Source organism: Shinella sp. 20P9.1.1, assembly GCF_057798995.1.
Map to the genome: position 1 here is coordinate 237,129 of NZ_JBYOLC010000007.1, position 12,028 is coordinate 249,156.

10 protein-coding genes are annotated in these 12,028 nt (G+C 64.0%); 6 read left to right on the forward strand and 4 right to left on the reverse strand.

Annotation, left to right across the window (positions count from 1 at the left end):
- Window positions 1-22: 22 nt before the first annotated feature.
- Window positions 23-1,120: a hypothetical protein gene (locus AC27VQ_RS14610; RefSeq protein ID WP_488716826.1), complete on the forward strand. Its 1,098-nt coding sequence runs from the start codon at window positions 23-25 to the stop codon at window positions 1,118-1,120.
- A 7-nt stretch (window positions 1,121-1,127) separates the two neighbouring features.
- On the opposite strand, the gene AC27VQ_RS14615 is transcribed toward AC27VQ_RS14610, so the two are convergent.
- Window positions 1,128-1,736, reverse strand: coding sequence for a TetR/AcrR family transcriptional regulator (locus AC27VQ_RS14615; RefSeq protein ID WP_488716827.1), 609 nt, complete (start codon window positions 1,734-1,736; stop codon window positions 1,128-1,130).
- Between the two features lie 98 nt (window positions 1,737-1,834).
- Between AC27VQ_RS14615 and AC27VQ_RS14620 the strand changes: the two genes are divergently transcribed.
- From AC27VQ_RS14620 to AC27VQ_RS14640, 5 genes are all read left to right on the forward strand, one after another.
- Complete coding sequence (locus tag AC27VQ_RS14620) at window positions 1,835-2,653, forward strand: NAD(P)H-binding protein (protein WP_488716828.1); 819 nt, start codon at window positions 1,835-1,837, stop codon at window positions 2,651-2,653.
- 2 nt (window positions 2,654-2,655) lie between these two features.
- Window positions 2,656-3,138 (forward strand): anthrone oxygenase family protein, encoded by a 483-nt coding sequence (locus AC27VQ_RS14625; RefSeq protein WP_488716829.1) that lies wholly within the window; start codon window positions 2,656-2,658, stop codon window positions 3,136-3,138.
- A 75-nt stretch (window positions 3,139-3,213) separates the two neighbouring features.
- Complete coding sequence (locus AC27VQ_RS14630; protein WP_488716830.1) at window positions 3,214-4,632, forward strand: amidase; 1,419 nt, start codon at window positions 3,214-3,216, stop codon at window positions 4,630-4,632.
- Window positions 4,633-4,884: 252 nt separating this feature from the next.
- On the forward strand, window positions 4,885-6,087 hold the full coding sequence (locus tag AC27VQ_RS14635) for a DUF2778 domain-containing protein (protein ID WP_488716831.1): 1,203 nt from the start codon (window positions 4,885-4,887) through the stop codon (window positions 6,085-6,087).
- A gap of 182 nt (window positions 6,088-6,269) precedes the next feature.
- Window positions 6,270-7,973: a methyl-accepting chemotaxis protein gene (locus tag AC27VQ_RS14640; protein ID WP_421593584.1), complete on the forward strand. Its 1,704-nt coding sequence runs from the start codon at window positions 6,270-6,272 to the stop codon at window positions 7,971-7,973.
- A 33-nt stretch (window positions 7,974-8,006) separates the two neighbouring features.
- On the opposite strand, the gene AC27VQ_RS14645 is transcribed toward AC27VQ_RS14640, so the two are convergent.
- The 3 genes from AC27VQ_RS14645 to AC27VQ_RS14655 all read right to left on the reverse strand — a co-directional run bounded on the left by AC27VQ_RS14645 (window position 8,007) and on the right by AC27VQ_RS14655 (window position 11,859).
- Window positions 8,007-10,472, reverse strand: a complete 2,466-nt coding sequence (locus AC27VQ_RS14645; RefSeq protein ID WP_488716887.1) for an ATP-dependent helicase — start codon at window positions 10,470-10,472, stop codon at window positions 8,007-8,009.
- 103 nt (window positions 10,473-10,575) lie between these two features.
- Complete coding sequence (locus AC27VQ_RS14650) at window positions 10,576-10,989, reverse strand: carboxymuconolactone decarboxylase family protein (protein ID WP_488716832.1); 414 nt, start codon at window positions 10,987-10,989, stop codon at window positions 10,576-10,578.
- 48 nt (window positions 10,990-11,037) lie between these two features.
- Window positions 11,038-11,859, reverse strand: a complete 822-nt coding sequence (locus AC27VQ_RS14655) for a cyclase family protein (RefSeq protein ID WP_488716833.1) — start codon at window positions 11,857-11,859, stop codon at window positions 11,038-11,040.
- Window positions 11,860-12,028: the final 169 nt, after the last annotated feature.

Sequence of the window (12,028 nt, forward strand, 5' to 3'; positions counted from 1 at the left end):
TTGCCCGGGGGAGTGGAGCGACATGGGGTTCAAGACTATTCTCGCCGGTCTTGCGAGCAGGATTTTCGGCCGAGCACCGGCCGCACCGTCCGAGCCGCTTTCCGACGAGGAACGGCTGGTTCGCGACTACGACCTCTCCCTCGTCGAGCTCCATGACGAGATACCGGCCCTCATCCCGCAGCGCGACGCCATGCGCGCGGCCTGGCGGAGCGGCGGTTTCGAGACTTACCAACGGACTTTCGAGGCGGCGCGGGCGGGCGGTGTCATTGCGGAAAACGGCAAGCCGCTCTATTCGCTGGTGCGGGACTGGTTTTTGGAACCCTTCACCGAGCTGCCCGACGAGGAAGCGGCGGCTCAGGCGCATGAGGATGGGCTTGCGCCTTTCCGGGCGTTCATCGAGCGCAGTCCGTCCGCCTTTTCCGCCGCGACCTATGCCGACGCGCTCCGCGTCACCGCCTTCGTGCGGCGCGGCACCGGCTGGGGCCGGGACGTCAGGGCCGAGCAATGGCAGGGTTATGAAGCGCTGCTGAAGGAGGCAGACGTGGTGCTCGATAGCCATGCCGATCCGAGTGATTTCAGCTGGCGGATGAGCGATTACCGCCGCTCGGCCAACGAGGGCAATTTCGAGACGTTCAAGGCACGCTTCGAGCGCGCCTGGCTGCTCGATCGCTACAATATCGATCTGTGCCGCGCCCATGCCCGCATGATCATGCCGCGCTGGCTTGGCCGGGATGAACGGGATCTCGAGGATTTTGCCCGCCGCGCGGCCAAGCTGACCGAGGACCGTTTCGGGATGGGCTTCTATGCGCTGATCCAGCAGGCCAATACCGATGTCGGCAGCCACGAGCTCGTCGATACGCTGTGCGATCCCGATCTGGTGAAGCGGGGCTTCGAGGATTTGCTGGCACGTTTCCCGGCGCCGAGCGTGATGAACCTCTATGCCGATGCGCTGGAATGGATGGGCGACACGCAGGCGCTGGCCGATCTGCTCGAAACCCGCTTTCGCGTGATGGTGCCGCAGATCTGGTATGGCGAGACGCGCAGCGACCGGATTTCCTATCTTTTCGCGACGTTGCTGGAGGCGGCCGAAGTGCTGGAGCAGCGCCGCGCCGCGAAATAGGACCGTTCTACAGTGCCGTCAGGTCGCGGATCGCCATGCGCTTGTAGGCATCGACCAGCGCATCGCCCTCCGCCCGCTCGACGGAGACGGCAAGGCGCATCGTGGCTTCGCCAAGATGCATGACGAGCAGGGCCGTCGCGTCGATTTTTGCGGGATCGACCGTCGGTCGCAACGCCTTCAGCCGAGCGCCGAGCAGGGCGCCGTTGCGGCGGCTTTCCTCCACCTCCATCGCCCGCAAGGCACCGTCCGCCTGCACGGCGGACCAGATGTCGCGAATGACGGGCTCGGCGAGGAAGATCGCATAATAGGTGTCGATCAGCGCGCCGAAGGCGGCGGCGAGGTCTTCCATGCTGGTGACGGTGGAAAGGCCTTCGGCGATGCAGACGCGGCTTTCCTCGTTGCAGCGCTCGGCAAGCGCATGCACGACGGCGCTCTTGTCGGGGAAATACTGGTAGAGCGAGCCGATCGAGATGCCCGTGCGCTGGGCAAGCTCGCTCATGCGCAGCGCGTCGCTGCCCGTTTGCGCAATCATCTCAGTCGCATTGGCAAGAATGGCATCCACCCGCTCGCGGCTGCGCTTCTGGCTCGGCGCGCGGCGCATCTGCGTGTCGTTCATCGCTCTCTCCAAAGCTTGGCGCAAATCACGCTTGACAAATACGAGGATTCCTCACATTTTGCAAATATGAGTAAAGCTCACATTTTGGAGGATGAGAGATGAAGCGTATTCTGGTTATGGGTGGTGAAGGCAAAACCGGACGGCCGGTGGCCGAACGGCTGCGGGCGCGGGGATATGAGGTGCGGATCGGCTCGCGCTCGGCGGCGATCCCGTTCGACTGGCGCGATGCCGCCGGCTGGCCGGCGGTGCTTGCGGGCGTGGATGCCGTCTATATCGCCTATCAGCCGGATCTGGCGGTGCCGGGCTCCGACGACGATATCCGCCTTGTCTCGCGCCTTGCCGCCGAAGCCGGTGTCCAGCGCCTCGTGCTGCTCTCCGGGCGCGGCGAGGATGCGGCCGAGGTCAGCGAGGAGGCGATGAAGGAGGCGGGCCTCGCTTGGACGGTGCTGCGCGGCAGCTGGTTCTTCCAGAATTTTAGCGAGGGCCTGTTTGCCGAACCGATCCTTGCCGGCGAGCTCGTTCTGCCCTCGGCCACGGTGCGCGAACCCTTCGTCGATACGGCCGATGTCGCCGACATGGCCGTCGCAGCGCTGACGGAGGAAGGGCATGCCGGCAAGACCTACGAACTGACCGGTCCGCGGCTGATGACGTTTTCGCAGGCCGTGGCGGAGTTTGCCGCAGCGGGCGAGCGTGCGGTCACCTATACGCCCGTCACGATCGATGCCTATGCGGAGATGCTGCGGGACGCGCAGATGCCGGAAGACGTCATCTGGCTCGTCAGCTATCTCTTCGGCTCGGTGCTTGACGGACGCAATGAGCGCCTGAGCGACGATATTCACCGCGTGCTCGGCCGCCCGCCGCGCGATTTTGCCGATTTTGCCCGCGATGTCGCTGCAACCGGTTTCTGGAGGACCTGACCATGGCAAGCCTGTTTCCCATCCTGACCTTCCTCGCCATTCTCGCGACGGCGCTCAATGCGGGCCTGTTCTTCATCTTCTCCGTCTGCATCATGGCGGCCTTTGCACGCCTGTCGCCGGCCGAGGGTGCAGCGGCGATGAATGCGATCAACGCGGTCATCCAGAACCCGCTGTTCTTTTCCGCCTTCTTCGGCGCGACGCTGCTGTCGCTCGTCCTCGCGATCATCGGCTACATGCAGGGCGGGGCGGCGGGGCTGATGGCGATGGCGGGTGGCATCGTCTTCCTCGTCGCGGTCTTTGGCGTGACCGCGGTCTTCAACGTGCCGCTCAACGATGCGCTAGTCGCGGCCCCTGCCGGCAGTCCGGAGCAGGCGACACTCTGGCAGCGCTATCTCGATGTCTGGGTGATGTGGAACCATATTCGCACGCTGGGCTCGCTGGCTGCGGTGGCGCTGCTGGCGCTCGCCTTCCGCCAGGGCGCCTAGCTAGGCTGAAAGGCTAGGCTGGCGCTCCCGCATACGGCCTGCTAGCTCTGTCACAGACAAATGCCGGAGCCGACCTTGCAGGACATCACCGCCCTTTCCGCCCTTGCCCTTTCCGCCGCCATCGCCGAACGCCGGCTGACCTGCCGAAGCGTGATGGCGGCCTATCTCGACCGCATCGCTGCGATCAATCCCCGCATCAACGCCATCGTCAGCCTGCGCCCGACTGAGGAACTTCTGGCCGAGGCTGACGAGGCCGACCGGGCGTTCTCGGCCGGCGAATACCGCGGCTGGCTGCACGGCATGCCCTTCGCCATCAAGGACCTGTCGGAGGCCAAGGGTATCCTCTGCTCCTTCGGCTCGGCGAACTACGCGGATTTCGTGCCTGACTATGACGATATCCATGTCGAGCGCATCCGCGCGGCCGGCGCCATCATCATCGGCAAGACCAATGCGCCGGAAATGGGCCTGGGATCGCACAGCTACAATCCGGTCTTCGGCGTTACGCGCAATCCCTACGATACGGCCAAGAGCGCCGGCGGTTCCTCCGGTGGTGCTGCGGCGGGGCTTGCGGCGCAGATCCTGCCGGTCGCCGATGGTTCCGACATGATGGGCTCGCTGCGCAATCCGGCCGGCTTCAACAATGTCATCGGCTTCCGCCCGTCCTTCGGCCGCATCCCGTCGCTCGGCAACGAACTCTTCCTCGGCCAGCTCGCCGTCAACGGTCCGATGGGCCGTACCGTCGCCGATGTCGCCGCGCTGTTTGCCACGCAGGCCGGGCACGATCCGCGCGACCCGCTGTCGCTGACCGATGAAAGCCTGGCCTATGATCCGCACCGCGATCTCTCGGGCGCCCGCATCGGCTGGCTTGGCGATTTCGGCGGCTATCTGCCCTTCGAGCCCGGCGTGCTGGAGCTTTGCCGCGCTTCGCTCGATGTTTTCCGCGGGCTCGGCTGCACCGTCGAGGATGTCGCGCCCGGTTTTGACATGGACAGGCTCTGGCAGACCTGGCGCACGCTGCGTCATTTCCTCGTCGCCAACGGCCAGGCGGCCGACTATGCCGATCCGGCGAAGCGGGCGCGCATGAAACCGGAGATGATCTGGGAGATCGAAAACGGCGAGCAGCTTACGGCAAAGGACGTCTATGCCGCCTCGCTGGCGCGCAGCGACTGGCATCGTTATGTCGCCGGTCTCTTCGAAAAGTATGATTTCCTGATCCTGCCCTCTGCACAGGTCTTCCCTTTCGATGCCGGGATGGACTGGCCGAAGACGGTCGGCGGGCGCATGATGGATACCTATCACCGCTGGATGGAGGTGGTGATCGGCCCGACGCTCGCGGGCCTGCCGGTCGCCGCCATGCCGGCGGGTTTTGGCGACAATGGTCTGCCGGCCGGCATCCAGATCATCGGCCCGGCGCGGGCGGACCGGGATGTGCTCTCGGCGGCCGCGGCTTACGAAAAAGCGACCGACTGGTTAAGCCGGCATCCCCAATTCTAGGGAGGCGACGGCGTTCGGACACGCGAGCGCCGCAATCTCGTGACAGGGCAGTTTCGCCGGGTGTTGAGGACCTCCCGGCAGACTCCTTCAAAAACACGAGGCGCCGTTTAGGATTTGCTTACCATATTTCGTCATTCTTTGCTCGTTCGGCGGAACTCTGGAGCCCGTGGCTCCCACCGCCGCCAGCGTAGTGGCTCTCGGAGTGTTGTTTCCGCGGCCGCGTTGAGTAACGAGTTTCGGGTAACAAGTATCATGGCGTCTGTGTACAGTTCCGCGCGTTCCGCGGCGAAAACCCGTTCGGGTCGTTCCGGCGGTATCCTTCTCAGCGCATTGCTTGCTTGCGGCGTCATCGCCGGGTCCGCCTGGGCCGTCGTCTCGACGCTGGGCGCGATGCAGCATGCGGCCTCTTCGCTCTCTGAAGGCAAGAAGAGCCTGTCGGCTCCCCTTCATGTCGCGTCGCTCGCGGCCGGCAAGGACACCACCGAGCGCTCGCTGAAAATCCAGAAATTCGGCCGTCTCTCCAAGCCGTCGGAAAGCGAGCTTCGCCAGAAGCTTTTGACGGCCGAGGCGATCCAGGTCGCGCACCAGCGCAAGATCTCCCTGCAGCTTGCCGCCGTCGTGAAGCGCGAAAAGGCCAAAGCCGCAATGATCGACGCGGCCGTCGCGCGCGCCGAGCGCTCGGTCGAGCAGGAAAAGGCCATTACCGGCCAGCCGACGCTCGTCACCGCGCTCATCGAGGATCAATCCGCCCGCAAGGATATCCAGCCCTTCGGCCTCGTCATGAAGAAGCCGGATATCGAGGAGGAAAACCTTCTCAGCGAAATTCCGCTGCCGGAAGCACGCCCCGCGCTCGAAACCGTCACCATCGAAAAGCCCGTCGTCGAGGAAAAACCCGTTGCGCGCACCAACAAGCGCGACGATGCCAAGGCTGACGACAAGGATGAAGACGTCGCGCTCGTGAAGCCCGAGCGCTCGCTGTTCGGCGATCTCTTCAAGAGCAAGGGTTCCGGCACCGGCTGGCCGGGCCGTGGCACGAAGGTCGCGATCTATGACGTCTCCAACGCGACGGTCTACATGCCCGATGGCACGAAGCTGCGCGCCCATTCCGGCATCGGCAAGATGCGCGACAATCCGGGCTACGAGCACGTGAAGATGACGGGACCGACCCCGGCCGGCATCTATCGCCTCCGGATGCGCGAGCAGCGTTTCCATGGCGTGGAAGCCATCCGCATGCTCTCCGTCGACGGGCGTGATCCGAAGAACCGCACGGGCCTTCTGACCCACACCAACCTTCTGCGCGGCCAGAAAGGCTCGCATGGCTGTGTCGCCTTCCAGAACTACGAGCCGTTCCTCAATGCCTTCAAGCGCGGGCATATCACGATGATGGTCGTAGTCCCGGAAATCCCGTCCTCCCGCACGCAGCTCGCCGCGCTCTACCGCAAGGCCGGCGCCTGATCCGAAACCGACTGTTTCTCTTCAAAAACCGGTGCCTTTGGGCGCCGGTTTTCGTTTTGTCGTACTTTCCTCTTAAATGTTATGCGCAAAAACGGTTGGTTTAGAAAACGCTAACAATTTTCGGTCAATTCTTGCCAAATCCAGTTGGTTGGGGAACGAACGTGACTGCTTTCGATTTTGGAATGAATGCCCGCGCCGTGCTTGCCGCGATGAACAAATCGCAGGCGATCATCGAATTCGATCTGACGGGCAAGATCCTGCATGCCAACAAGAATTTCCTTGATACGGTTGGTTACGAGCTTTCGGAGATCGTCGGTAAACATCACCGCATCTTCGTCGAGCCGGAAGAGGCGCGCTCGCCCGAATATGCGGCCTTCTGGGCGCAACTGGCCGAGGGGCGTTTCGACCAGCGCCAGTATAAGCGCGTCGCCAAGGGCGGGCGCGAAATCTGGATCGAGGCGTCGTACAATCCGATCTTCCGCGGCAGCAAGCCTTACAAGGTCGTGAAGTTCGCCACCGACATCACCGCCGCCAAGCGCAAAGCGATGGAGGACGACGGCAAGCTGACGGCGCTCGGCCGCGCGCAGGCCGTCATCGAATTCACCCCCGATGGCAAGATTCTGACGGCCAACGAGAATTTTCTGGCCGTACTCGGCTACCAGCTGTCCGAGATCGTCGGCCGGCACCATTCCATGTTCTGTCAGCCGGAGCATGTGGCAAGCACTGCCTATCGCGACTTCTGGAAACGGCTTGGCGAGGGGCATTTCGTTTCCGACCAGTTCACGCGCTTCACCAAAGGCGGCGGCAAGATCCACATCCAGGCCTCCTACAACCCGATCCTCGATGCCGATGGCCGGGTGTTCAAGGTCGTGAAATTCGCGACCGACGTGACCGAGCGCGTGCGAGCGATCGAGGAGATTGGTGCCGGTCTCGGCCGTCTTGCCGAGTGCAATATCCGCATGACGATCGACAACGCCTTCATTCCCGAATTCGAGCCGCTGCGCCGAGACTTCAACAATTCGATCGGTGCCTTCCAGGAAACGCTGTCGGAGGTGCTCGACCAGACCTATACGCAGAACCGCAGCGGGCAGGACATGCGCAAGGCGGCCGAGGAGCTTTCCGAGCGCACGCGCCAACAGGCCGTCGCTCTGGAAGAGACCGCGGCTGCACTGACGCAGGCGACGGTCGCCGTTCGTTCCTCGACGGACCGCACCCGCGAGACGCGCAAGCTGGTGCAGGACGCCCGTGCTTCAGCCCATAGCTCCGCCGGCGTGGTCAACGACACCGTCAGCGCCATGCAGCGCATCGAAGCTGCTTCCAGCGAGATCAGTCAGATCATCGGCGTGATCGACGAGATCGCCTTCCAGACCAACCTCCTGGCACTGAACGCCGGCGTCGAGGCCGCGCGCGCCGGGGAGGCGGGCAGGGGCTTTGCCGTCGTGGCGCAGGAGGTGCGCGAGCTTGCCCAGCGCTCCGCCAAGGCGGCGCGCGAGATCAAGACTCTGATCACCAATTCCAGCGCGGAAGTGCAGGAGGGCGTGCGGCTCGTCGGTGAAACAGGCCGGGCGCTGCGGGAAATCGGCAATTTCGTCGAAGAGATCGACCACAATGTCGACGCCATCGCCACCTCCGCCGCCGAGCAGGCGAGCGGCCTAGAGGAGATCAGCGCGGCGGTGAGCGACGTCGACCGGATCACCCAGGAAAATGCCGCCATGGTCGAGCATACGACCTCGACCAGCCAGACGCTCGCGGAGGGCGCGATCACCCTCAGCGAACTGGTGAACCGCTTCCAGCTCAACCGTCGCGCCCGCCGTCGTGACGGCAGCGAAATCTGGTCCCCCGAGGAGCGCGCCGCGCGTCTCGGCGCGATGCGCAAGGCATCCTGAGAACAGCGAAGGCGGGGCCGCAGGCCGGCCCCGTCACGCCCGTTCGACGAAGCCGTCGAGCACGCGTTTCTGGCCGGCGCGGTCGAAATCGATCGTCAGCTTGTTGCCCTCGATTGCCGAGACGTTGCCGTTGCCGAACTTGATGTGGAAGACACGGTCGCCGACGGAGAATTTCGACGGCTCGGTCGTGGTGGACTTCGCCACCAGTTCCCCGTCGATCGTCTTCGATCGCGGGCCGCTCTCGCCATAACCGATGCGCTCCACCGCGTGGCCGGAGCGGGAGCCCCAGTTGTCGCGCGTCGCATCCGTGCGGTTGGCCTGCGCGCGGCGCCAGCCGGGCGTCGAATAGGCGTTCTGGAACGGCTCCTGCTTGTCAAAGCGCGATTGGCCGTAGCCGCCGCCGCGGCCGTACCCGCCATAGGATTGCTCCACCTCGGCGACTTCGACATGGGCTTCCGGCAATTCGTCGAGGAAACGCGAGGGCAATGTCGATTGCCAGAGGCCGTGGATGCGGCGGTTCGAGACGAACCAGATGTGGCAGCGGCGCTTTGCCCGCGTGATGCCGACATAGGCGAGGCGTCGTTCTTCTTCCAGCCCCGAGCGGCCGCCCTCATCCAACGCGCGCTGGTGCGGGAAGAGGCCTTCCTCCCAGCCGGGCAGGAAGACGGTCTCGAATTCGAGGCCCTTGGCCGAATGCAGCGTCATGATCGAGACGGCATCGAGCTCGGCGTTCTGCTCGGCATCCATGACCAGCGACACATGGTCGAGGAAGCCGCGCAGCGATTCGAAGGCCTCCATCGAGCGGATGAGTTCCTTGAGGTTTTCCAGCCGGCCCGGCGCTTCGGCCGACTTGTCGGCCTGCCACATGGCGGTATAGCCGCTCTCGTCGAGGATCTGCTCGGCAAGCTCGGTGTGCGGCGTGGTCTCCAGCAGCGATTGCCAGCGGCGGAAATCCGTGACGACGTCGAACAGCGCCTTGCGCGCCTTCGGCTTCAGCTCGTCCGTCTCGATGATATCCGCTGCGGCGGCGAGCATGGGGATGTCGCGGGCGCGGGCATAGTCGTGCAGGTTGCGGATGGTCGTATCGCCAAGGCCGCGTTTCGGCGTATTGACGATACGCTCGAAGGCGAGGTCGTCGGCCGGCTGGCTGACGAGGCGCAGATAGGCCATGGCATCGCGGATTTCGAGCCGCTCGTAGAAGCGCGGACCGCCGATGACGCGGTAATTGAGGCCGAGCGTGACGAAACGGTCTTCGAATTCGCGCATCTGGAAGGACGCACGCACCAGGATCGCCATGTCGTTGAGCTTGTGCTCCTTGCGCTGGAGCTGCTCGATCTCCTCGCCGACGGCGCGGGCCTCCTCCTCGGAATCCCAGGCCGCGTGAACGACGACCTTGTCGTCATCGGGGTCATGCCGGTCGGTGAAGAGCGTTTTGCCGAGCCGGTCCTCGTTATGGGCGATCAGATGGCCGGCGGCGCCCAGAATATGGGCCGTCGAGCGATAATTGCGCTCCAGCTTGACGACCTTGGCGCCGGGAAAATCCTTCTCGAAGCGCAGGATGTTGTCCACCTCCGCGCCGCGCCAGCCATAGATCGACTGGTCGTCGTCGCCGACGCAACAGACATTCTGCGGCGTGCCCTTGGGGCGCTGGGCGAGCAGGCGCAGCCACATATATTGGGCGGTGTTGGTGTCCTGATACTCATCGACGAGGATATAGCGGAATTTCTGATGGTACTCGGCCAGCACATCCGGATTGGCGCGGAACATGCGGATCGGGTGCAGCAGAAGGTCGCCGAAATCGCAGGCGTTCAGCGTCTTCAGGCGGTTCTGGTAGGCGACGTAGAGTTCACGGCCCTTGCCGTTGGCGAAGGCGCGGGCGTCGCCTTCCGGGATCTGCGCCGGATCGAGGCCTTTGTTTTTCCAGCCGTCGATCATGCCGGCGAACTGCTTGGCCGGCCAGCGTTTGTCGTCGATGCTTTCGGCCTGCAGGATCTGCTTGATCAGGCGCACGACGTCGTCGGTGTCGAGGATCGAGAAATCCGAGCGCAGGCCGACGAGTTCGGCATGGCGGCGCAGAAGCTTCACGCCAATCGAGTGGAACGTGCCGAGCCACGGAATGCCCTCGACGGCGCCGCCGACCAGCAGGCCGATGCGCTCCTTCATCTCGCGCGCCGCCTTGTTGGTGAAGGTCACGGCGAGAAGCTGGCTCGGGAAGGCGCGGCCGGTGGCGAGAATGTGGGCGATGCGGGTGGTGAGCACGCGCGTCTTGCCGGTGCCGGCGCCGGCGAGCACCAGAACGGGGCCGTCGACGGTCTCGACCGCCTCGCGCTGTTCGGGGTTGAGGCCGGAAAGATAGTCCGGCGCGCGCTGCGCATCGCGGGCTGCCATGGCGCGCGCGGCAATGCCGATACCGCCGGACGGCTTGGCCGGAGCGGCAGGCTTTGCGCCGAGCTGCGGGTCTTCATCGAAGAAGGGAATGTCGTCGTAACCGCTGATCATGCGGCTCAATGTAGTGATTCGGGTCCGAAAGACCAGTTTTCCGTTCTGCTTTTATTCCACGGGGAAGAACAGGGGTGGAAAGATTGTGGAAAGCGCTGCTCGCTCAGGGCATTGCGCGCTCGGCATCGAAAACGCTGTCCACGGGCAATTGCAATGCTGTCGCCAGCTGGTTTGTCTTGCCGGCGAGCGAGACGATGGCGAGCAGTTCGCCATATTGCGCCTCCGTCATGCCCTTCGCCTTGGCGGCGGCGGTGTGGGAGTGGACGCAGTATGAGCAGCCGTTCGTGACGGAGACGGCGATGTAGAGCATTTCCTTTACCAGCGGATCGAGCGTCGAGGGCGTCGCCATCACGGCCTTCACCTCCGCCCAGGTGCGTTCCAGCAGCGCCGGATCGAAGGCGAGGTAGCGCCACATATTGTTGACGAAATCCGATTTCCTGACGGCGCGGATGTCGTCGAAGACGGCCTTGACGCGCGGGTCGGCTTCGATGTTTTCGGCAGGCTTGACGGTGCTCATGGTAGTCTCCTCCGGAAAGGCCGGCGGCGAACCGCCGGCCGGCAGACATCAGGCGAGTGCGAAGACGCGGGACGGGCCGCCCGTGCCGCCGCGCACTTTCGGCGCGCCGACGAAGATCGTGGCACCCTTTGCCGGAAGCTGGTCCAGATTGGCCGCGCCTTCAAGCCCCCAGTTACCGGAGGAGAGCCAGGCGTAGTGCGTGGCGAAATCCGGCGAGAGGCCATAGTCGAGCGAGAGCGTATCGACCGCGATGCCGACGGCGCTCGAATTTTCCGCAAGATACTGCACCGCTTCGACATGGAAGCCTGGGAAGTGCAGCTTGCCGTCGGCATCCGCATTGCGGAACTTGTCCGTGCCGAGATGTTTGCCCCAGCCGGAATGGAGCGCCACGCAGGCTTTCTCCGGCAGGTCGCCATTGGCTGCGATCCAGGCCTTGATGTCGTCCGGCGTCAGCTGGGCATCCGGGCTGGCATCGGCCTTCTCCCTGATGTCGATGACGGCGAGCGGCACGACGAGATCGGAGACCGGGATTTCGGCGACCGAAGTCCCGTCCTCGGAAAAGTGCAGCGGCGCATCGAGATGGGTGCCGGTGTGTTCGTTGACGCGCAGCTCGAAGAGGTTGAACTTGTGTTCCTTGTAATTGAACTTCTGTTCGCGCCAGAACTGCTGCTGGCCGAAGAAGGTCGGAAATTCCTCGTGGAGTTCGTGCGTCAGGTCCGTCACCTTCGATGGCGCCTGGGCGAAAGCCGGGCTGAGTACCCCTGAGCTTGCGGCGGCGACAGCGGCCCCGCCCGCGGCGGCGGCGCGGAAGAAGCTTCGTCTCGAAAGCATGCGGGATTTCACGGAGTCAATAATGCAGGCGTCGCACATGGTTTCCCCTCTCGTTCAATAGGTTTATGAAAGAATACTGAAATAGTTTGCGGCCTGTGGGCCGGCAGAAAAGCTATCACAAGGGAAAGGAGCGTCCAGTCACGCCCATGCTCGGATAAGGCGCGGCAGGGGAAGATTTCTCCACGTTTTCTTACATTTCGGTAACAGA